Genomic DNA, 21,449 nt, shown 5'->3' with positions numbered 1-21,449 from the left:
TGCCCAATCGCGATGGATGAAGGTCTACGCTTCGCAATCCGTGAAGGTGGCCGTACAGTTGGTGCTGGTGTTGTAGCATCAATCGTAGAGTAATAGCTACTCTCGAGAAAAAGGTCGCTTAGGCGGCCTTTTTTTATGCCTGAAATTCGAGTGTTATTGAAGGTTAGGCTAAAGCCCAACCTACAGGGACTGATGTGGTAGGCCGAAACCCAACTCAAAGGGATAGAGGTTGTAGGCAAGGCTTCAGCCTTGCAACCGCCAAAGGTGGCCACATTCCAGAGGCCAGTACCTAGCCACAACCGTGTTCCTTACCTGTCTCTCTTACATGGTTAGGCTAAAGCCCAACCTACAGGAGTCTATGTGGTAGGCCGAAACCCAACTCACAGGGATAGAGGTAGTAGACAAGGCTTCAGCCTTGCGGCTGCGAGACGCCGCTATACACCAACTCCTTTAAGCCAAATTTACAATTACTAAGCTCTTAATATTTCTATTGCATTACTAATTTGTGTATTCAATAATCTTGCCTAAAATTTAGGCTCATTTTTAAAAGGAATTAAAATGACAGGTTTGACCTCAACTCTAACCCAATCTAACTCTCCTCTACATTACTCAATTCAGTTTTCCATATTTTATGGCGCAGAAAACCTCCTTGTAAGCTTAAAGGTGGTGGATATGCTGATTTTTTAAAAGGAGCTGTTGAAGATAGAGTGAAAGAGCCACTTAAGGTTAAACAGTTAGCAGTGGGTCTCTGCGGGCCAAATGCTTTCTTTATATTGTGTTGCAACTTGCATGTTGCTACTTGGGGCTTAGAAAATGGTAAGGTTCCCCTTCACTCTTATAATCGTAAACGCCACCTGACTCTGTCGGACTTCATGACTTATTACTATGGATTTGTGGTAGCGAAAAAATGATAAGAAATTTACTTATAGCACTGCTATTTTTTTCGTTTTTTGTAGATGCTAGTGAAACAAAACTAAAAATAAAATATGAGCAACAGTTTGATTTCTCAGAGGGGGCTAGCATTTCCTATCTAAGCTACACGCCCAATGGAGAATTTCTCGTTGTTTCATCTAACTTGGCCAATAAGGTTTATCTGCTTTCCAATGATGGTGATATGAAAACCTTAAATATTGATGAAGCAATAGACGAAAGTAGAGTTAATGTAGCCGATAAAGCTTTATACTTCTTTGCGGATCGAAGTCTACACAAAATCTCCAACCAAGGAGAGCTCACTACCATTCCTGAAGCGGAGCTGCCGAGCAGTTATGGTCTAGATATCAGTCCCTCTGGTCACTATATGCTTTCAAGTGGCTACCAACTGCTGAAAATCAATGCGCTAGCGCAACAGTCGGAACCACTTGGTGTATATGGTTTTCACCCGCGAGATGATTTTGCAATGGGTTATCAAGTGGTATCTATGCAGCGTGACACTTCCACTTGGCTTTTTGATAAGTCAGACCTGCAGGTATGGTCACTTAGTGATGCTGAACTCATTAATAAGGTTGAAGTAAGTGGCATAGTTAAAAGTCATAAAGTACTCAATGAAGAGCATGGGGTGCTCATATTCAACGTGGATAATGAGATTCAATTTTGGGACTACAAAAAGAATGAATTTCTTGATCAGCCCCTTCGGTTTGAGGAAGAATTTTCCTTCGGAAAGTGGTCTGAGAGAATTTGGTTAGCAACGAATAAAGAACTCTATGAAATTCAGTGGCAAGATAACCATGTGCGTGTTGAGTCGAAGTATCAAACTACAGCTGATGAACTAGTGAACAGGCTGGGCCACAATAACTTTTCAAAAAGTGGGCGGTATGCCCTTTTGCAAGAACATCGGGGCGATGAACAGAGTCTCAGGCTGTATGACCTTAAAGATCAACCCGTTGAAATAACTACATTGCCTAATTCAGAAGTCCAATTCACTCTCAATCCAGCAAAGCGCGAGATTGCTACATATGATTATAAAGGTGATACCTTAAGGGTATATGCCTTTTAACCTCCCATTGTTCCAAATGTGAAGCTATTGTTGTAGCTTTAAGTTGAGTCTTATTTTTGAACTGGCTTAATTCGAAGAGTGAGGTAATAGGGTTATAGATACTAGCTACCTCTTCAACGAAACAATTACGTTAAAGCCAAATTTTTTCAGCTACTCAAAATATAATAGTACTGCCATGAAATATATAATTATAACAATTAGTTCTTTCCTTTTGGGTGGCTGTGCAAGTGTCGTTGCTGAACAAATAAAGCCTGATATATATGTCGATAATGTGACGGGTTTAGCCACATCTATAATTACTAACTATGACAGTGTGGTATTGGACTATGACCTTACCTTGCGCAATGGAAGTAATATACATTTCTCTGATTGCTTAAAAGTCGACGCCACTCATGATACCGATATAGTGGAAAGCGAGTACCACCTCCTGAGAATGATTCGCGCTAACTGTAAAGCTTTGGCTTTATACACAAACGCTGAAAGTGCATATAAAAGTCATCTCCAAGAGATACTAACAGAGCACACAGTCGCTCATTTACCTGCCACGGCTTATCCATATGTTAACGAGTATGATAAGAATCTTCGTAAGGGGAAAACCCTAAAGCAATTCCACGCTGACTTTAAGGAAAAAAAAGCATTTGAGGGAGTTATAGATGTTGAAACAAATACAAAGAGGTTGTCATACTCGGTGTTAGCAACAGGAGACTTTGACGATGATCGAGTGGAAGATGCGCTCATTCTAATTAGTTGGCACTCTAAAGAAGCTTTTGGCAAGGGGTTCAAATTGATAAAAGTATCGAGGCCTACGAGCGAAGCAAGATTCAGTACAACAGAATTAGATTAAACCAGGTAAGAGGCTGAAAATAACTAGGCACCGAGACCATGGGTTGAGACCCAACCTACAGGGGCTGATGTGGTAGGCCAAAACCCAACCCACTTAAACAGATGTTGTAGGCAAGGTTTTAGCCTTGCAACCGGCAAAGGCGGTCATATTCCAGAGGCCAGAGCCTAGCCACAACCGTGTTCCTTACCTGTCTCTCTTATATGGTTAGGCTAAAGCCCAACCTACAGGGTTCGATGTTGTAGACCAAAACCCAACCTATTGGGACCGGTGCTGTAGACAAAGCTTTAGCCTGCAACCGCCGAAGGCGGTCACATCCGAGAGGCCGGGGCTTAGCGGACAACCGTGCTGCTTAACTATTTCTCTTACATGGTTAGGCTAAAGCCCAACCTACAGGGACTGATGTGGCAGGCCAAAACCCAATCCACTGAAACAGATGTTGTAGGTAAGGCTTTAACCTGCAACCGCCCAAGACGGCCACACCCGAGAGGCCGGGGCTTAGCAGACAACCGTGCTGCTTAACTATTTCTCATACATAGTTAGGCTAAAGCCCAACCTACAGGGGCTGGTGTGGTAGGCCGAAACCCAATTCACGGGGGGTGTCGTTGTAGGCAAGGCTTTAGCCTTGCCACCGCCGAGGGTGGTTACATTCCAGAGTCTAGAGTTTAGTACACAACCATGTTATTTACCTATTTCTCATACATGGTTAGGCTAAAGCCTAACCTACAAGGGAGCATTAACAGAAAAGTTGACTAAACAGTCGTTGAGCATCAGTCTAAGATTATAACTAGGCTGTTATCCCTTGCTATGAATGAAATAAATATCCCCGCATGCATTCCTCGTACCCACAGTCGCTTTGGTCAATGGCTCGGAACCAAGGTGTTGAATTGGTTCGGTTGGCAGGTTGTAGGCGCGTTTCCAGAGCACAGTAAGTTTGTGGCGGCGGTTGCACCGCATACATCGAATTGGGATTTTGTTATAGCGATTGCAGTGAAAATGCACTTGCAAGTACGTATTCGCTTCTTGGGTAAGCACAGCATCTTTATTTGGCCGCTAAGTATACTGCTACGTAATTGGGGTGGGATAGCGGTTGATAGGCGAGCAGCCAATGGTGTTGTGGGGCAAGTGAAGGCGTTGTTTGATGAGACCGATGCATTGATTTTAGGACTCGCTCCTGAGGGCACACGTAAGCACATGCCGAATTGGAAAACCGGTTTTATTCATATCGCCAATGCTGCGCAAGTCCCTGTGGTGCCAATGGCTTTGGACTACAGCAAGAAGCAGTTTGTTATAATGCCGGCTATCTATGTGAGTGATGATATTGAACAAACACTTGTGCAAGTACAGCAGCAGTTTTCAACGGCTATGGGCAAGTACCCGCAACAAGTGTCTGGTGCAGTCAGAAAGACGCGTTATTGAGCTAAAGGTTGTCGCCAACGGGTTTGTAGCGCTTGAACAAACTTATTGTCTCCTTTTTCTTCGCTAGAGAGTATTAACCGAAAGCTACTGCCATCAGCGCGCTCTATATCAATAGTGGTGTAGCCGTCATCTTGGTTAGCAAACTCGGTATGCACATTAACAATATCACCAAAGTCCGCACGTTCTACTTGCAGCTGCCCTTGATCACGGTAATAGCTGAATACGCCTTGCTCGGTAATGCCGTTGCCATCATCACGGATATTCCAAGCGGCATCTGAATAAAAATAAAGCAGTTGCTCATTTTGATTGAGAACTCCATGACGCAGCATAAAGCGTTTATCGTGCTGCCATACTTTATCACCTGAAACCACGGCCACATTGGCGGTGAGACCAATATCTTGGGCCAGACCTAAGGTGAGTATGGGCAGCAGTACCACAGCAAGCAAAACTTGCCGCACCCGCCAGCGACTATAGTAAGGCAATGAATCGTTACGCTGATTTATGTGCGCCGTGTAATTTACCAAGGGTAACCACAGCAGCGGCCACACTAAATAGAACACCGTGCCGTAAAAATCTAACGATGTCGCGATATGCAGTACCACCACTAATATCGCAAGGAGTACCGCCAGCCACTTAGGTGGGAGATATTGCTGCGTCCCCAGCTCTTTACCCTCTTGATAAAAACGTAAATACAGAGGGTAGTACCAAAGCCAAGCGAAGAACCCTCGGGCTATTGGCATCATCGCTTCATTGTGCTGCTGCTTAATGTATTGCCAGTTCTTGTAGCACCAGTAAAAAGGAAAAATATTAAAAGTGAGCAGCGAATACAGGCAAAATTTCACAGTCGAAACGGGGTAGTAACGTTGTTCGGAGAGTGTCGGTCGCTTACCTGCTTCAACGCGCCACAGGGTAACAAAGGCGGTGATAACAACTAAAGCAAGAATGCAATAGCCTATCACGGCGTAGCCGAGTAATAGGAAATTATCCTGCTCGGCTTCATTTACATGGCTGTAAGCTTGGCGGATACCATATTGGGTGGCATCGAGAAGTTGCTCTCGAGCGTCAAGGTAGGCCGGCATTTCTGCAACTGGTACATGGTCTGTTTTGCTGCGGAACTGATATGTAAGAGTCAGGGTATTTGAGCTAAAGCGCACTTGCGAAGCCAATGAAAAATAAGGGTTATCAATAGAGCTCTTACTATTATTAAAGTACCAGTCACGCTCGTTTAACTTTACCTCTATGGTGTAATTAACGTTATAAGGGTGCTGCAGATAAAGCGGGCTGATACGGGTTTTAGTATCGGGTTGATAGATTGCGTTTTGAATATCATCAGCGTAAAAGTAAGCTGTCTGGCCATTCTCCTCATCACTCCAAAAGTCGTCAATTTGATAAAACTCAGTGACTTCTATTGCTCCCTTTTGTGGGTGCTCGCGAACTTGCGGTAGCCGAGTTTGCTGGGTGCCAGCAAAGTAGTCTTGGTAGTAATTGGTATAGTTTTCTTGGAGCGTTTGCAATGCCGTGGTTGCCAGCTCTTGGCGTTTACTTATGGCATCGGCGTCGCTGAATATGCTTTTTACACTGAATAGTGCCAATGGTTCGTTGGCATTAGGAAGCTCGTAGCGCTCGGTGATGTCACGGTGAATACGCTCTACCGGTTTGTGCATGCTGGTGAGAGTATTTTGCGAGGGTTTGACGATTAACGCATAACCAAAGTCGGGCTCACTCAATGCTAACAGTGAGCCAGTTTGATAACTGGTGGTCGGGTCAAGCCAGTAGCGCTCGTCATCGTGCTCCAGCGTAACCAAAACGTGGTTGAAGCGTGCCGATGAGGGGGATGTCTCGGCTAAGCCTTTATCTAATTGTGTGTTTACAAGCGCAGGGTGAGCTTCCACTCCCAGTGCGCGCAGTATACTTATTAATAGTACGGTTTTGTCTTTGCAATCGCCATAGCGGTTTTGCAGAGTTTCTTGGGCAGGAGTTGGCAGGTGAGAGTTGCTGCCCATTTCCAAGCCTAAATAGCGAATTTCATCTTGTGTATACTTTAATGCTGCACCAATCTGCGCTGGCAAAGTAGGGTGCTGTTGGCGTATTTGTTCAGCAATGGCAGTGATATCATCGCCTGTGGAGAGCGCCTGCTGATACATTGGCAACGCCCAGTCTACGACCTCTTGCCAACGATTAAACTCGCTAAAAAATACCATATGATAAGGGTCGTGCCATAACGGTGTTTGCGAGTCATAGCGCTGCATGTCTGGGGAAGCGATATACAGATTATACTCTTTGCCGTTCGCCGTATCTGTTACGTTTATCTGGGCATCGCCATTGTTTTGTTGAATATGTAATGGTTGTGGTTTTTGCCAATCGATACGGATATATTGCTCGGCGACCGGCACACTCCAGTCTAATTGCGCTGAATAGCTAAAGCGGCCTTGGTAGATAGGATTACGACCAATGCGCGTGAAAGCATAATCCAAAGAGTCACCTGGACGCACATCATCAACAATAATATTCAGTGTTTGCGTACCATCATAAATTAGTTGCTCCGCTTCAGTTTCTCGCTGCAACACTTTTAATTGAGCTGTAGGGATTTTATCTATTACTTGCCCATCGCGTATCACTCGGAGGTGGTTAAGCTCAATGCGCTGGTAGCTGGGATCATAATCCAAGTTCAGCTGAGAGATGTTCTCGACACCGCTTTGGTTGGTGGCGTGCATAACATAGCGGATGTAGTGGCTGACGGCATCGGGGTTATCGCCTGGGACCTGAATCTGATCTTCCAACAGGCGATAGTAAGTACCATCAGAGAGTTGCTCTGTGGGAATTGTTTCTGCAACCAAAGGGGGCAGTTTAGCTGGGGCAACCCAATCAGCTGCAGGCGTTATCTGATAGTTGGCTAAGGCCGTATTAGGGGTAAGGGTGCAGGCTAATAGCCAGCATAAAAGCAGTATTCTTATCATTATAATTTCTCAGTTGCATACATCCATGATGCTAGGTGGGTAGCCTGCAGGGGGTAGCACTAAAGTCAGTGATGTTTTTATAAGCAGATATCGTTATGCTATCAGAAAATAATAAAAAATGATCTCTGATGTTTTCGATTGGTGTTATTAGCCTGATTGCTTTGGCGTACCTAGGCGTGCTTTTTGCTGTTGCTTGGTATGCCGATAAGCACACAAAGAATCACTCGAGTGGTTGGATTTATGGCCTTTCGTTGGGGGTGTACTGTACCTCTTGGGCTTTTTATGGCACCACTGCTCAGGCCGCTAACAATGGTTGGTGGTTAGCACCGACCTACGCCGGCACCATTTTGTTGTTCACCTTTGGTTGGGCCATCTACCGCCGTATTGCTCATGTTTGTCGGCAGCAACAGCTGACTTCCTTGGCCGATTTTCTTGCCACCCGTTATGGTCAGTCGTCGCAGCTCTCCGGGTTAGTGTCATTGATCTCGGTAATAGCCATCGTGCCTTATATTGCGTTGCAACTTAACGCAACCAGTGCCAGTATCGCTATGCTCACCGATAGGCCGGTACAAGGCGGTTATTTTTGGCAAGATAGCACCTTCTTTATTACCGCCTTGTTGGCGCTTTTTGCCATCTTATTCGGTGCTCGCCGGGTACGCCCCAGTGAGCATAACCCCGGGTTGATGGCTTCTATTGCTTTTGAGTCGGTGGTTAAACTGTTGGCTTTTTTAGGAGTGGGGCTGTTTATTTGTTTTGAGATTTTCGATTCTCCACACGCCCTGTACTCGGCCGCTCAGCAGCAAGATATTTCAGCCCAGGTTGCGGCGACAGCAAGCCCTACCTACGTGTATTGGGTACATGTAGGCCTGGGATTTTTAGCGACCCTGTGCTTACCCCGTCAGTTTCATACCGCCTTTATTGAGCACGACAATGAACATCAACTCGTTACTGCTCGCTGGTTATTTCCGATTTATTTGTTGTTGATTAATCTGTTTATTCTGCCCATCGCCTACGCTGGCTTAGTTTATTTTCAAGACCAGAGTGTGGGCTATGACACCTTTGTATTAGCACTGCCTATTGCAGTGCAGTCGCCAAGTTTCTCATTGTTGGCCTTTCTAGGTGGGTTTTCTGCTGCGACCAGTATGGTGATTGTCTCTACCATTGTTTTGTCGATTATGATCACCAACGACTTCATTAACCAATTCTTATTACGGCGCTCACAACTAAGTTCATCTCATCGCGGTCTCTCGAAGTTTAAGCTACTGCAAGCACGGCGGGCCGTGATTGTCGCGGTGTTATTACTAAGCTACGCCAGTCACCGGGTATTGGCGGAGGGCAATACTCTAGCCAATATGGGCCTGATGTCATTCACGCTCGTTGCGCAGTTTGCGCCAGCGATGATTATCGGCTTGTGGTGGTCTAAAGCGTCATGTCGTGGAGCGCAGTGGGGGATTATCGCGGGTTTTGCAATTTGGTTTTACACCTTGCTGTTACCCAATTTGTACGCCGCATTGTTTGGCGAGGCATTGTGGCTATCAACTGGGCCCTGGGGCATAGAGTGGTTGGCGCCGCGAGATTTATTTGCATTGGGGCTCGATGAGCTTAGCCAGGCGGTATTGTTATCTCTTGGGGTGAATACGCTGGTATACATTAGTGTGCCTTTACTGAGTTCAGCGCAGCTTGCCGAGCGCTTACAAAGTAATAAATTTATCATCACAGCAAGCCCACAGCGTAGCGGGCATATTGCCCTAAGTTATCAAGACTTGGCGCTGCTGTTGCAGCGCTTTAGTGAGCCAGAACGAGCTAAAGCACTGGTAAGCCATTATTTCCCTGCAAGCTCCAGTCGCTGGAAAGAACAAGCCCCAGAACATATTGAGCAACGAGTTGAACGCGAGATGTCGGCGTTAGTTGGAGGCGCATCAGCACGGCTTATACTCGATGTGGCCAAGGATGAGAAACGTCAGCCTTTTGAGCAAGTCGCCGATTTCGTTGACGAAGCCTCCCAAGTACTGCGATTTAACCGTGATTTACTGCAAGCGACTATCGAAAACATCGAGCAGGGGATCAGTGTGGTTGATAGTGACCTTAAGTTGGTTGCATGGAACCAAGGTTATCAAAGTATGTTTTCGTATCCTGACGACTCACTGGTCGTTGGTCGCCCGGTTGCCGAGTTGATCCGTTTTAATGCCGAGCGTGGACTATTCGCCTATCAAGATATTGATACTGAGGTTGAGAAGCGCATAGCCCACTTGCGTCGCGGCAGCGCCTACAAGTATCGACGTCAGCACAATGATGGACGGGTATTTGAAATGCAGGGTCACCCATTACCCGGTGGCGGCTTTGTGACCACGTACACCGATATTACCGATTTTATAAACCAGCAGCGTGAGCTTGAGCAAGCCAACTTAAATCTAGAAGAAAAAATTGCAGCGCGCACCCAGCAACTGGTGGCGACTAATCATGCCCTAGCAGAGGCAAAACGCGAGGCCGAGCAAGCCACCGAGAGCAAAACGCGTTTCTTTGCTGCCGCCAGCCATGACTTGCTGCAACCGTTCAATGCCGCAAGTTTGTTCTGCTCGTTGATGAGTGAAAAAGCCAGCAATACAGAGCTGAGCGAGCTAGCCAATAATATACGCAGCTCATTGGCAAGCGCGGAAGACCTGTTATCAAGCATATTGCAGCTAACCAAGCTAGAGTCCGGCTCTTTTAAGGTTAATAGTAGTGATTTCTCTCTTTCGAGCTTGCTGCAACCTTTGGCCAATGAATACGGTGCTCTAGCCCGAGACAAAGGGCTCGCCTTTCAAGTGCAAGGCGCTGAAGTAATGCTCAAGACTGATAAAGCCTTGCTTAAACGGGTATTGGGTAATTTGCTTAGCAATGCCATTCGTTACACTGAGCAGGGTGAAATACGGTTACTGTGCGAAAGTCATCAAGGCCAGCTGTCGATTATGGTGGAAGATACTGGCTCCGGTATTGCTCAGCAAGATCAAGAACTTATTTTTGAGGAATTTAAACAACTGCAAGGCAAAGAGCAGGCGCAGGGGTTAGGCTTGGGCCTTGCTATTAGTAAGCGCATTTGCTCGGTATTAGCCATTAACCTCACACTCGGCTCGCAACTTGGTAAGGGCACGCAATTTACTCTTACCTTACCTTGTTTTGAGCTGACTGGCTTAGAGACCTCCTCCCCGGTGGAGACGCGGCATGTCGATAACCAGCTTGAAGGGCTGCGTATTTGGCTATTAGATAATGATGACAATGTACTCAGTGCGCTCTCACAAGTGCTAGAGAACTGGGGCTGCAAAGTACAAGTGGCGCGTAATCAAGCGCAGCTGCGTGATGTGCAAGCTCATAGCGAAGCCGATATTTTAATTGCTGACTATCAACTTGACGATGGTGTCACCGGCTTAGAGGTGATCAGTGCGCTGAATTTAACGACTATGGCTATTGTGATTAACACCGCTAATCACGATGAGAATATTCGTGAGCAAGTGAGCGACTGCGGTTATCCACTGCTTTACAAACCACTGAAAACGCCCGCGCTTAAACGGATGCTGAAACGCTTAAAGCCGAAATAGCTTTTGCATAGTGTACCTTCAAAGGGAGTTAAGGTTGTATTGGAAAAGGGGGCCTAATGGATTTTGATATGGCTATCGGGGATAACTTCGCGTCATTTGTTCATGCTTTATTAGCTCGCATTTAGGTTATGACTAAAGAAACGGTGCGTCAGCTTAAAGAGTATGGAAGCTGACGATTGCACTATGATTAGCTCTCCATATTATCTGCCACTGTGGCCATTTGCTTAAATAAGATACCCGCTTGAGTGCGATTGTACACGTTAAGCTTTTTTAGGATTGCTGAGACATGTTGCTTGATGGTGGTTTCTTGAATCGACATCGCATAGGCGATTTGTTTATTCAGCATGCCATCGGCAATCATACTCAATACTCGATATTGTTGCGGGGTTAGCTTCTCTAAGTTACGAGCAAACTGGGCTTGTTCGGTATTACTGTCGGTGCAAATGTCGGCTTGTGGTGGCAGCCAGTTTTCCCCCTCAATTACTTGGGCAATAGCTTCACTGATCACATCCAAAGACGACGACTTGGGAATATAAGCACTGGCACCAATTGCCATGGCTTGTTCAATAATCTGTGCTTGCTCGTTGGCAGAAACCATAATCACCAAAATATCTGGGTATTGATTACGCAGCCGAGCAAGACCCTCCAGCCCTTGGGCTCCGGGGATGGTTAAATCCAGAAACACCAGTTCTATTTCTGGGTGCTTTGCTAAAGCGCTAAACAGTGCATCAAGGTCGCTGGCCTCTAAAATGGGCTCATCAGCCATGGCTTGCGCTGCGGCTTGCTTTAAGGCGCTGCGAAATAACGGGTGGTCATCGGCAATAATTGCTTGCACACTGGACATCCTATATAAACTCCGTGTTCCTCGTTATAGGGGATTTTTCCTTCCGCAGCAAGAGCATACGGTGAGTGACTAAGAATAAAAAGGTGGCCACATGACCGGGGGAAGGCCGGCCACCTGTACTAGCTGAACATTAGAAGCGATAGCCAACGGTTAACGATACAGTGCGAGGGTCACCATAGTAACCGATCAATGTATTATCACCGCCTAAGCCTGGCGTGTATTTGCTCACATCACTGGGGTCAGTGGGATCAGGCGTAACAAACTGATAGCCGCCAATCATGTACTCTTCGTCAGTTAAGTTCTTAGCATGCAGACCCACTCGCCACTGGCCGTCTGGGCTATACCAATTAACGCTTAGGTTGAGCAAGCCATAGCTGTCTTGGCTTAGCAGGCTGTCCTCTTCGAACAGTACGTAGTCACCACGATGGTAATAGTTACCGTTTATGACCCAGTCGCCATGCTCGCTGTAAAGGCGGTAAGTCGCGCCTAAATTAAAGGTTAAGTCTGGGGTGTTAGAAATACTAAAGCGGTCTGACTTATCAAACACTTCACCGGTCTCTGGATCCGTGTCGAGTACTTCTTCAAAGTCAGCATCAATATAGCCCAGTGAGGCATCAAAACTCAGTGCATCGGTGGCTACATAGTTAAGCTCGAGCTCCACACCGTTTGCAGACGATTTACCAATATTTCCTAAGCGCTGATTTAAATCGGCAGAGGTGTCTCCTGGGAGTACCGAAATGTATTGGCGATCTTCATGGTCTAAGGTGAATAAGGTGACATTGGCACGCAGGTTATTGTTCCATTCGCTTTTCATACCGAGCTCAAAGGAGTCAACAATCTCCGGGTTAGCGGCTGGCTCGGCGGTGCTGGCTCGCGGGTTAAAGGTGCCCGATTTAAAGCCCTGCGCATAGCTGGCAAAGAACATAATATCGTTATTGTATTGATACTCTACGCCTACCCGAGGAGTAAACCGTGACCAATCTTTGTCATCATCGAGCACTGTCGGCACCAGCTGCCCTTCTGGGCGCACATAGCCTGGGATCCAGCCAGACTCAGGGTACACAGTGTCGAACACCAGGCCGTTGTTAACAATGGCTTCTTTGCTGTCGCGGGTGTAGCGCGCTCCGAGGGTCATCGACCACTGCTCACTTAAATCCACACTGCCTTGAATATAAGCCGCTTTGCTGGTGGAGTTGTTGCAACCACTCACCTCACGAGTGAGCCCCGGTGCTCCTAAGCTTTGTCCAAGTACCTCCAAAATGGCCTGGAATTGCCCGCAAGACTCACCATCGAAGTAATAGAGACCGGAAACAAGCTTGTAATTGTCGCCTTCGTGATTGAGCTGCAATTCGTGGGTGGTTTGCTCGTCATCATAGATGGCCGGCACGTCAAAAATGCGCACTGAGGTATTATCAAAGTCGATATTGGTCGGCGAGTAGCTATCGCGCTGCGCGCCAATATACTTTAATGAAGTGCTGTTATTGAGATACCAGCGCGCGGTAAGGCTGTAACCTTCTAACTCAACCTTATTCCATGTTGGTAAGCTGGTGTAAGAATCATAAACGCTATCTGGCACGGGAGCATCGGTGAGCAGGCTGGGCAGTAAGCGGTAGCCCCCTTTGGAGTTCGACTCATCGTCGGTTTTATCCCAAGCGAGGCGGAAGAACAAATCGTCGCTAGGGCGATACTCTAAGGTCACCCGAGCTGCAGTTAGGTCTTTGTTGTAGTTCTCACGGTCTTGGTCGGGCTGCGCTGAGGTTAAGAACTCCCCGAAACCATCGCGGTTTAAGGTGGCAAAGCCATAGCCGAGGTAAAGCGTGTCATCCACTAAAGGCAGTTGCCCGGTGATCTTCAAGTCGCGCTGATTATAGCTGCCTACCGTACCTTCAACATCAAAGGTCATATCGCCAGTCATTTCTTTGGTAACGTATTTTATCGCACCGCCAATGGTATTTTTACCGTAAAGTGTGCCTTGGGGGCCGCGTAACACCTCAATTTGTTGTACATCAAGGAGATCTAAAACGGCGCCTTGTGGGCGGGCCACGTACACATCATCAATGTAAATACCGACCCCAGGTTCATAACCCCACAACGGGTCTTGCTGACCGACGCCACGAATAAATGCGGTAATTGTTGAGTTAGTGCCGCGACTAGCTTGTAAGGTGGTATTGGGTGAGAATTGTTGCACTTCTGTCATTACCGAAATGCCGTTTTCTAATAACTCGGTCTCACCGATGGAGGTAACCGCCACCGGCACCTCTTGTAAGTTTTCCACCGATTTACGCGCAGTCACCTCAATGCGTTCCAACTCAGCTTTTTCGCCACCACCGCCAGCCAGTGCTGTGGTGCTCGTGAGTGCGGTACTAATGGCTAAGGCGATGCTTGAATGCCTTAAAGTTAGTGTGTTCATCCTGTGTCCCCTGTTGTTGTCGTTATGGGTGGCTGTGCTCACCCTATGGGTTGTTGGCAAAATGTCAATTAACTGTGAATGTAGGGGAAAAACATCTCCTTGGGGTTAGTACCTTAGTACTAATGCGCTTCTAGCCCTTATAGATCAAGGCCTGGCGTCTTTCTATAACCTTAGTACTATGTATTTTATGGCACACTCTAGCCAGACTGGGACTAGCTTTGTTAGCACATCTAGGTGCTATGCTGGATGCAGTTAATAGAAAAATAATAACGAAGGAGCGCATTTATGCTCAGTATGGTTGGCCTAATCGGTGGCTTAGTTTTACTTATAATTCTGACTTTGCGTGGCATGAACTTGTTTATCGCCGCGCCTCTGTGTGCGCTGCTTGTTGCTCTAAGTGGCAATATGGCGTTGTTTCCTAGCAGTGGTGTTGAGCTGGATTTTGTCAGCACCTACATGGGTGGCTTCGCAGGGTTTTTAAGCGCCTGGTTTTTCATGTTCTTACTGGGCTCGTTATTCGGTAAGTTTATGGAAGACAGCGGTGCAGCCGACAGCGTTGCCCGTGCCATAGTGAATAAACTGGGTATGAAGCACGCGGTCTTGGCCGTGGTTATTGCCTGTGCGGTGTTAACCTATGGTGGCGTCAGTGTATTTATCGTCGCCTTTTCGGTTTATCCAATGGCGCTTAGCTTGTTTAAAGATGCCGACTTACCACGACGCTTTATTCCCGCTACGCTCGCGTTTGGCTCGGTGACCTTTACCATGACCTCGGCGGGTTCACCAGAGATCCAAAACTGGATCCCCATTAAGTACCTCGGCACCTCACCCTACGCCGCATGGGAAGTCAGTTTAGTGATTGCCGTGTTTATGGCCATCACTGGCTACTGGTGGCTGAAACGGATGATCACCAAAGCGGTAAATAATGGCGAGCGCTTTGAAAGTCGTGATGATGACCCGGAAATACCAGAGCGTGACTATCCGCACCCCATTACCGGTGTTATTCCCTTGCTAGTGGTGCTCGCGCTGTCTTTTAGCTTGCACGATGTCCTACAGCAAAGTGCTTTGATAGTGGCATTACTCGGCGGTGTACTCGCACTGCTGATTATCAACTTTAAACACTTTCACAACCTCAGCGGTGCTATCAACTTAGGCACGACCGGCGCGCTGATGGCTATCGGTAATACCAGTGCCGTGGTTGGTTTTGGTGCGGTGGCGAAAAACACCGAGGCCTTCCAATTGGCGGTCGAAGTCATGACTAATATGCCAGGTAATGAGTTATTAGGTGCAGCTGTGGCAGTGAGCGTGATTGCTGGGCTGACCGGTTCCGCCTCCGGTGGGCAGGCCATCGCCTTACCTTTAGTCGCTCCTCATTACCTTGATGCTGGCGTCAATCCTGAACAATTACACCGTGTCGTGGCAATCAGTTCAGGGGCGCTCGATACCCTGCCGCATAATGGCTATGTGGTCACCACCATCCGCGCGATTTGTAAAGAAACCCATCAACGCGCGTACTGGTCAATGGCGGCACTGACAGCGGTGATCCCATTAATTGGCGTGGCGCTAGCGCTGGCCTTATTTATCTTATTTTAAGGAGTGAACACCATGTCCATGCTAAAAGTCATTGGCGTTGTTTTAATTATTGTCAGTCATTGGGCGAGTGCGCAAAGCGACCCTATGCTAGTGGAAAAGCAGCGCTTTGCCTTTACCAACTACACCACTGAATCGGGCGAGACCCTGCCCGAGGTGCAGGTCGGTTGGGAAAGCTATGGCACCCTTAACGAAGCCAAAGACAACGTTATTCTCATCACCCACTTTTTCTCGGGGACGTCTCATGCTGCCGGTAAATACAGTGTTGATGATGCCCAGCCCGGGTATTGGGATGCGATTATTGGCCCAGGCAAGGCCATTGATACCAACAAATATTATGTGATCAGCTCTGATACCTTGGTAAACGCCAATTGGCATAACGAACAGGTGATCACCACCGGTCCGGCGTCTATCAACCCTAAAACCGGAAAGCCCTATGGTTTAGACTTCCCGGTGGTAACCATTGGCGATTTTGTGGAAGTACAAAAGCGTCTGTTGGATAGCTTGGGGATTAACAAATTACACGCCGTTATAGGCGCGTCAATGGGCTCATTTCAAGCCTTAGAGTGGTCGGTGCGCTACCCCGATATGGTCGAGCGGTTGGTGCATGTCATTGGCGCTGCAAAAATGGATGCTTGGACGGTCCCTGCATTAGAGAAGTGGGCATTGCCTATTCGCCTTGACGCCCATTGGAACAACGGCAATTACTACGACGGAGAACGCCCACTGGCTGGGGTGACGGCCACCATGTTGAATATCACCCAAGATGCCATGCATCCAAAAATTTACCAAGCGAGCTTCCCTAATTTTAAAGTGCAGGATGAAGGTGCTAAGCAAGATATTCGTACTTTACCGGCCATTAGCCAAACCTTATATCAACGGGCCGCTGCTCGCGCTCAGACCCAAGATGCTAACCATATTTTGTACTTGGTACGCGCCTCTCAGCTCTACAGTGCCGGTATGCAAGAAGACTTAAGTGCTGCTGCACAAAAAATCAAAGCAGATATTTTATTGATGCCGGCGAGCAATGACTTACTGCTGCGCCCAGGCCCAGTACGAGCGTTTGCTCAATTGCTAAAAGCACAAGGAAAGAACGTAAAAATAGAAGAAATAGACGGTATTTGGGGGCACCTTGACGGCATTTTCTCGATTCAAACAAAAGCGCCTGTCATTGCCGAGTTTTTAGCGGAGTAACCATGAATAAGCGAATTTTAATTACCGGCGCGGCCAGTGGCATTGGCCGCTACGTTGCCGAACACCTTGGCAACCAAGGGCATGAGATTTTGTTAACTGACCTTGATGGCGAACGTGCCCAAACTGAAGCAGTAGTGTTGCAAGAGCAAGGTATCCGAGCCCAAGGATTCGCCTTGAATGTTGCAGACTTACCAGCGTTAGAGCACTTTATCGCCAGTCAGCCAACAATTGATGTGCTAATTAATAATGCGGGTATTCAGCATGTGGAGCGCTTAGAGGATTATCCTTTAGATAAATGGCAGCTCCTGCAAGATGTGCTGCTTAATGGCCCAGCGATGCTCACCAAGGCGGTGTTGCCGGCTATGCGCGAACAAAACTTTGGCCGCATCATTAATATTGGCTCTATTCACGCTCAAGTGGCGTCCAAGTATAAGTCGGCGTATGTGGCTGCCAAGCACGGTTTGATTGGCCTCGGCAAAGTGTTGGCATTGGAAACAGGAGATGTGGATATTACCGTAAACACCATTTGTCCTGCCTATGTGAAAACACCGCTGGTGGAGGCGCAAATCGCTAGCCAAGCTAAACAGCATGGCATTTCCGAGCAGCAAGTGATCGATACCATTATGCTCACGCCGATGCCGAAAAAGGCCTTTATTGGTTTAGATGAAATAGCCCATACCGTTGATTTTTTAATGGCCGACGCGGCGCGCAATATCACCGCTCAAGCCATCGCCCTTGATGGCGGTTGGACCGCGCAATAGGAGAGCACATGGCAGGTTTTAATAAAGTTGTAAGCAGCTACCAAGAAGCAATGGCAGGGTTAGAAAATGACATGACCGTGATTGCCGGTGGTTTTGGTTTATGTGGAATTCCCGAGGGTCTGATAAAAGCAATTAAAGAAAGAGGCACAACTGGACTCACTGTGGTTTCCAATAACTGTGGCATCGATGGTTTTGGCTTAGGTATTTTGCTGGAAGACCGACAAATTAAAAAAATGGTGGCCTCCTATGTGGGTGAGAATGCACTGTTCGAGCAGCAATTGCTCAGCGGTGAATTGGCTGTGGAATTAACGCCGCAGGGCACCCTAGCGGAGAAGATGCGCTCCGGTGGCGCCGGCATTCCCGCCTTTTTCACCGCTACTGGGGTGGGCACTGTGGTGGCCGAAGGGAAAGAGATTAAGCAATTTAATGGCCGTGACTATGTGCTGGAACCGAGTATTGTCGGTGATTTTGCCATTGTTAAAGCATGGAAGGCAGACCGCTATGGTAATTGTGTATACCGCCATACGGCGATGAACTTCAACCCTATGGCGGCAACGGCAGGTAAAATCACTGTGGTTGAAGCGGAAGAAATTGTTGAGCCGGGTGAGCTGCCGCCCAGTGAGATTCACACTCCAGGTATTTATGTGCAGCGGGTGATCAAAGGGCAATTTGAAAAGCGCATTGAAAAACGCACGGTAAGAGGATAACAGCATGGCATTAACGCGAGAACAAATGGCGCAGCGCGTGGCTCAGGAATTACGCGATGGCTACTATGTAAACTTAGGCATAGGTATTCCTACCTTGGTTGCCAACTATGTGCCACAAGGCATTGATGTGATGCTGCAATCGGAAAACGGCTTACTGGGAATGGGTGAATACCCAACTGCGGCAGAAGTAGATGCCGATATGATAAACGCGGGTAAAGAAACGGTGACTGCGCGCACCGGTGCGGCTATTTTTAATTCCGCTGAAAGCTTTGCCATGATCCGAGGTGGCCATGTCGATTTAACCGTGCTCGGAGCCTTTGAAGTGGACCAAAATGGCAATATTGCTAGCTGGATGATCCCCAAGAAGTTGGTAAAGGGCATGGGCGGTGCCATGGACTTAGTTGCCGGTGCTAAAAACATTATTTGTACTATGACCCATGCCAGCAAGCATGGTGACTCGAAATTGCTAAAGCAATGCGCGCTTCCTCTAACCGGTGTAGGTTGTATAAACAAGGTGATCACCGATTTAGCGCTACTAGAAATAAAAGATGGAGCCTTTCATCTGCTAGAGCGCGCACCGGGTGTGAGCGTGGAAGAAATCAAAGCCAAGACTCAGGGTCAGTTAGTCTGCCCCGATGAAGTGCCAGAGATGACCTTGGCGTAAAACTTACTTACATTTTCATGGCTGCATAAGGCGGTATTTTGCGGCATGCTAAAGCAGTTAATGCAAAGGAGAAAGTGCAATGCAATGTCATGAAATTGATTACGAAATTATCGGCGAATCGATGCAAATGGTGGAGGTCGAACTGGATCCCAGTGAAACAGTTATTGCCGAAGCGGGCGCCATGAATTACCTCGAAGAAGGGATCAGCTACGAGGCGAAAATGGGCGATGGCTCGCAGGTAAACCAGGGCTTTATGAGTAAGCTGTTCAGTGCGGGTAAGCGCATGATCAGTGGTGAGTCCTTGTTTATGACCCACTTTACCAACCAAGGAGAGGGCAAAAAACGTGTGGCTTTCGCGGCGCCTTTTCCCGGCTCCATCATTCCTTTAAATATGGCTGAGCTAGGCGAGCAAGTGTATCTGCAAAAGGATTCATTCCTGTGTGCGGCGATGGGCACCGAGGTGAATATCGCCTTTCAGCGCCGCCTAGGAGCGGGCTTTTTTGGTGGTGAAGGGTTTATCTTACAGCACCTCAAAGGGGATGGTATGGCCTTTGCCCATGCCGGGGGCACGGTAGTTGAGAAGCGTCTAAATGGCGAAACCCTGCGCTTAGACACCGGTTGTGTAGTCGGCTTTAGCGGCGATATCGACTTTGATATTGAGCGTGTGAAAGGACTTAGGTCAATGTTCTTCGGCGGCGAGGGGCTATTTTTAGCCACGTTGCGAGGCCATGGCACGGTGTGGGTGCAAAGTTTACCATTCTCCCGACTTGCCGACCGCGTGCTAGAGCATGCCCCGAGAGCTGGCGGTTCGCGCCAAGGTGAAGGCTCTATCTTAGGTGGCCTTGGCGATCTTATTGACGGTGACTAAGGGCTCAGCTGGATTACGGTTTGGCAATGCCGCACAGGTATTGCCATTCTTGTTCGCTCACCGGCATGACCGATAAACGCCCTGACTTTTTTAAAGCCAGCTCGGCGATGGCGGGGTCTGCCTTAATTGCTTTTAAGGTTATCGGCTGCTTAAAGCTTTGTCGGTATTGCACATCGACACTAAACCAGCGTGGCGACTCTGGTGTGGCCTTAGGGTCATAATAATCACTACTGGCATCAAACTGCGTGGGGTCGGCATAGGGGCCTCGTGTCACTTCACCGATGCCGACAATCGCGGGCACCTTGCAACTAGAGTGATAGATAAAGGCTTTGTCACCCACTTGCATGCCATCGCGGATAAAATTACGGGCTTGGTAATTGCGTACCCCGTCCCATACCGTAGTGCCGTTTTCGGCGGCTTGTAAGTCTGCCAACGAAAACGCGTCGGGCTCTGTTTTTAATAACCAGTAAGCCATGCTCTATCCTGTGCTGAACTAGGTAATCAGGTTCATTGTATAGTATTATCATTGTATTAGCTGCAATGTGGTAATGAGGACGCAATGAGCCAAGCATTAGATAAATTACTTTCCTTACTCAAGTTAGAAGAAATCGAACTCGGTCTTTATCGTGGTGCCAGCCAAGACCTTGGCTTTAAAGCGGTATTTGGTGGCCAAGTAATGGGCCAAGCGCTGTCGGCTGCGAAGGAAACTTTGCCAGAAGGGCGCGTTGTTCACTCATTGCACTCGTACTTCCTGCGCCCTGGCGATGCCTCTCGCCCTATTGTTTACGATGTCGAAAATATTCGCGATGGTCGAAGTCTAAGCACGCGCCGCGTCAGCGCTATTCAGTATGGTAAGCCCATTTTCTACATGACGGCGTCATTCTCTGGTGAATCTCAAGGGCTTGAACACCAAAGCGCCATGCCGGATGTGCCAGCACCTGAGGGGCTACGCCCAGCACTTGAATTTTATCAAGAGCACGCTCATCAGATCCCTGAGCCAATCCGCAATAAATTTATCAGTGAAAAGCCCATTGAAATGCGCCCGGTGAACTTCCAAAACCCCTTTAAGCCAGAAGTTTCAGAGCCAGTGAAGCACATTTGGTTTAAAGCCAATGGCGAGATGCCAGATGACCAGCGTATTCACAATTATCTGCTAGCCTACGCTTCTGACTTCGAGTTTCTACCTACGGCGCTCCAGCCCCACGGTAAATCATTTATGCACCCCAGCATGCAAGTGGCGACCATCGATCATGCCATGTGGTTCCACCGCCCATTTCGTATGGACGAGTGGATGCTGTATAGCGTTGACAGCCCCAGCGCTAGCGGCGGACGCGGTCTTGTGCGTGGGCAGTTCTTTAACCGTGCTGGCGAACTCGTAGCTTCGACTATTCAAGAAGGGGTGATGCGCGAGCGCTAGGCATCAAACTGCTGCGCTCATCAGCGCAGCGTTAAAAATCGCTTCAAAGTCCACGGCGTGCCTGTAGGTCAGGTTTCAACCTGACAATGATTGTTGGGCCGTCGACGTTGATGGCCTCTTGTAGGAAGCACTCGTTGTAGGGCAGGCTTTAGCCTGACAATCTATCCGAACAGGTTACCTATAGGTCGGCCTTTGCCGCCAAGGACGGCCGT

The 21,449-nt window shown here is 47.9% G+C and carries 16 protein-coding genes; 12 read left to right on the top strand and 4 right to left on the bottom strand.

Features of this window, described 5'->3' with window-relative positions:
• The 4 genes from EXT46_RS19085 to EXT46_RS04530 form a co-directional block, all read left to right on the top strand.
• A partial coding sequence (locus EXT46_RS19085; RefSeq protein ID WP_130145475.1) for a hypothetical protein occupies window positions 1-93 on the top strand: 93 nt, incomplete at its 5' end.
• 814 nt (window positions 94-907) lie between these two features.
• Window positions 908-1,993 carry a WD40 repeat domain-containing protein gene (locus EXT46_RS04540; protein WP_130145473.1) on the top strand — a complete coding sequence of 362 codons (1,086 nt, stop codon included), beginning with the start codon at window positions 908-910 and terminating at the stop codon, window positions 1,991-1,993.
• A 175-nt stretch (window positions 1,994-2,168) separates the two neighbouring features.
• Window positions 2,169-2,837 carry a hypothetical protein gene (locus EXT46_RS04535; protein ID WP_130145471.1) on the top strand — a complete coding sequence of 223 codons (669 nt, stop codon included), beginning with the start codon at window positions 2,169-2,171 and terminating at the stop codon, window positions 2,835-2,837.
• An 804-nt stretch (window positions 2,838-3,641) separates the two neighbouring features.
• Window positions 3,642-4,253: a 1-acyl-sn-glycerol-3-phosphate acyltransferase gene (locus EXT46_RS04530; protein ID WP_130145469.1), complete on the top strand. Its 612-nt coding sequence runs from the start codon at window positions 3,642-3,644 to the stop codon at window positions 4,251-4,253.
• Here EXT46_RS04530 and EXT46_RS04525 read toward each other — a convergent pair.
• Window positions 4,247-7,210: a DUF3857 domain-containing transglutaminase family protein gene (locus EXT46_RS04525; protein WP_130145467.1), complete on the bottom strand. Its 2,964-nt coding sequence runs from the start codon at window positions 7,208-7,210 to the stop codon at window positions 4,247-4,249. The genes EXT46_RS04530 and EXT46_RS04525 overlap by 7 nt on opposite strands.
• A 128-nt stretch (window positions 7,211-7,338) precedes the next feature.
• On the opposite strand from EXT46_RS04525, the gene EXT46_RS04520 reads away from it, so the two are divergent.
• The gene (locus EXT46_RS04520) at window positions 7,339-10,785 is read left to right on the top strand and encodes a PAS domain-containing hybrid sensor histidine kinase/response regulator (RefSeq protein ID WP_130145465.1); all 3,447 of its coding nucleotides are present in this window, start codon (window positions 7,339-7,341) and stop codon (window positions 10,783-10,785) included.
• A gap of 187 nt (window positions 10,786-10,972) precedes the next feature.
• Here the strand turns inward: EXT46_RS04520 and EXT46_RS04515 are convergent, their stop codons facing one another.
• The gene (locus EXT46_RS04515; RefSeq protein WP_130145463.1) at window positions 10,973-11,629 is read right to left on the bottom strand and encodes a response regulator transcription factor; all 657 of its coding nucleotides are present in this window, start codon (window positions 11,627-11,629) and stop codon (window positions 10,973-10,975) included.
• A 130-nt stretch (window positions 11,630-11,759) separates the two neighbouring features.
• Window positions 11,760-14,039: a TonB-dependent receptor gene (locus tag EXT46_RS04510; protein WP_053911703.1), complete on the bottom strand. Its 2,280-nt coding sequence runs from the start codon at window positions 14,037-14,039 to the stop codon at window positions 11,760-11,762.
• Between the two features lie 285 nt (window positions 14,040-14,324).
• Here EXT46_RS04510 and EXT46_RS04505 point away from each other — a divergent pair, with 285 nt between their 5' ends.
• The 6 genes from EXT46_RS04505 to EXT46_RS04480 all read left to right on the top strand — a co-directional run bounded on the left by EXT46_RS04505 (window position 14,325) and on the right by EXT46_RS04480 (window position 19,820).
• The gene (locus EXT46_RS04505) at window positions 14,325-15,629 is read left to right on the top strand and encodes an SLC13 family permease (RefSeq protein WP_130145461.1); all 1,305 of its coding nucleotides are present in this window, start codon (window positions 14,325-14,327) and stop codon (window positions 15,627-15,629) included.
• A gap of 12 nt (window positions 15,630-15,641) precedes the next feature.
• Window positions 15,642-16,820 (top strand): homoserine O-acetyltransferase, encoded by a 1,179-nt coding sequence (locus tag EXT46_RS04500; RefSeq protein ID WP_205988209.1) that lies wholly within the window; start codon window positions 15,642-15,644, stop codon window positions 16,818-16,820.
• A 2-nt stretch (window positions 16,821-16,822) separates the two neighbouring features.
• On the top strand, window positions 16,823-17,581 hold the full coding sequence (locus EXT46_RS04495; protein ID WP_130145459.1) for a 3-hydroxybutyrate dehydrogenase: 759 nt from the start codon (window positions 16,823-16,825) through the stop codon (window positions 17,579-17,581).
• An 8-nt stretch (window positions 17,582-17,589) separates the two neighbouring features.
• Entirely contained in the window at window positions 17,590-18,288 is a 699-nt protein-coding gene (locus EXT46_RS04490; protein WP_130145457.1) for a CoA transferase subunit A, read from the top strand.
• Between the two features lie 4 nt (window positions 18,289-18,292).
• Complete coding sequence (locus EXT46_RS04485; RefSeq protein WP_130145455.1) at window positions 18,293-18,952, top strand: 3-oxoacid CoA-transferase subunit B; 660 nt, start codon at window positions 18,293-18,295, stop codon at window positions 18,950-18,952.
• 79 nt (window positions 18,953-19,031) lie between these two features.
• Window positions 19,032-19,820, top strand: a complete 789-nt coding sequence (locus tag EXT46_RS04480; protein ID WP_045979791.1) for a TIGR00266 family protein — start codon at window positions 19,032-19,034, stop codon at window positions 19,818-19,820.
• A gap of 13 nt (window positions 19,821-19,833) precedes the next feature.
• On the opposite strand, the gene EXT46_RS04475 is transcribed toward EXT46_RS04480, so the two are convergent.
• Entirely contained in the window at window positions 19,834-20,295 is a 462-nt protein-coding gene (locus EXT46_RS04475) for an EVE domain-containing protein (protein ID WP_130145453.1), read from the bottom strand.
• An 84-nt stretch (window positions 20,296-20,379) separates the two neighbouring features.
• Here EXT46_RS04475 and tesB point away from each other — a divergent pair, with 84 nt between their 5' ends.
• Complete coding sequence (tesB, locus tag EXT46_RS04470) at window positions 20,380-21,237, top strand: acyl-CoA thioesterase II (protein WP_022944321.1); 858 nt, start codon at window positions 20,380-20,382, stop codon at window positions 21,235-21,237.
• Window positions 21,238-21,449: the final 212 nt, after the last annotated feature.

It is taken from the genome of Pseudoalteromonas sp. CO325X (genome assembly GCF_004208955.1).
Lineage (GTDB): Bacteria > Pseudomonadota > Gammaproteobacteria > Enterobacterales > Alteromonadaceae > Pseudoalteromonas > Pseudoalteromonas ruthenica.
The sequence above is the reverse complement of the archived record's forward strand: the minus strand, read 5'-3'. Positions and strand labels throughout refer to the sequence as shown.

Coding starts and splice junctions, on each gene's coding strand:
- EXT46_RS04540 (WP_130145473.1), top strand. CDS start 908: ATGATAAGAAATTTACTTATAGCACTGCTATTTTTTTCGTTTTTTGTA.
- EXT46_RS04535 (WP_130145471.1), top strand. CDS start 2,169: ATGAAATATATAATTATAACAATTAGTTCTTTCCTTTTGGGTGGCTGT.
- EXT46_RS04530 (WP_130145469.1), top strand. CDS start 3,642: ATGAATGAAATAAATATCCCCGCATGCATTCCTCGTACCCACAGTCGC.
- EXT46_RS04525 (WP_130145467.1), bottom strand. CDS start 7,210: ATGATAAGAATACTGCTTTTATGCTGGCTATTAGCCTGCACCCTTACC.
- EXT46_RS04520 (WP_130145465.1), top strand. CDS start 7,339: ATGTTTTCGATTGGTGTTATTAGCCTGATTGCTTTGGCGTACCTAGGC.
- EXT46_RS04515 (WP_130145463.1), bottom strand. CDS start 11,629: ATGTCCAGTGTGCAAGCAATTATTGCCGATGACCACCCGTTATTTCGC.
- EXT46_RS04510 (WP_053911703.1), bottom strand. CDS start 14,039: ATGAACACACTAACTTTAAGGCATTCAAGCATCGCCTTAGCCATTAGT.
- EXT46_RS04505 (WP_130145461.1), top strand. CDS start 14,325: ATGCTCAGTATGGTTGGCCTAATCGGTGGCTTAGTTTTACTTATAATT.
- EXT46_RS04500 (WP_205988209.1), top strand. CDS start 15,642: ATGTCCATGCTAAAAGTCATTGGCGTTGTTTTAATTATTGTCAGTCAT.
- EXT46_RS04495 (WP_130145459.1), top strand. CDS start 16,823: ATGAATAAGCGAATTTTAATTACCGGCGCGGCCAGTGGCATTGGCCGC.
- EXT46_RS04490 (WP_130145457.1), top strand. CDS start 17,590: ATGGCAGGTTTTAATAAAGTTGTAAGCAGCTACCAAGAAGCAATGGCA.
- EXT46_RS04485 (WP_130145455.1), top strand. CDS start 18,293: ATGGCATTAACGCGAGAACAAATGGCGCAGCGCGTGGCTCAGGAATTA.
- EXT46_RS04480 (WP_045979791.1), top strand. CDS start 19,032: ATGCAATGTCATGAAATTGATTACGAAATTATCGGCGAATCGATGCAA.
- EXT46_RS04475 (WP_130145453.1), bottom strand. CDS start 20,295: ATGGCTTACTGGTTATTAAAAACAGAGCCCGACGCGTTTTCGTTGGCA.
- tesB (WP_022944321.1), top strand. CDS start 20,380: ATGAGCCAAGCATTAGATAAATTACTTTCCTTACTCAAGTTAGAAGAA.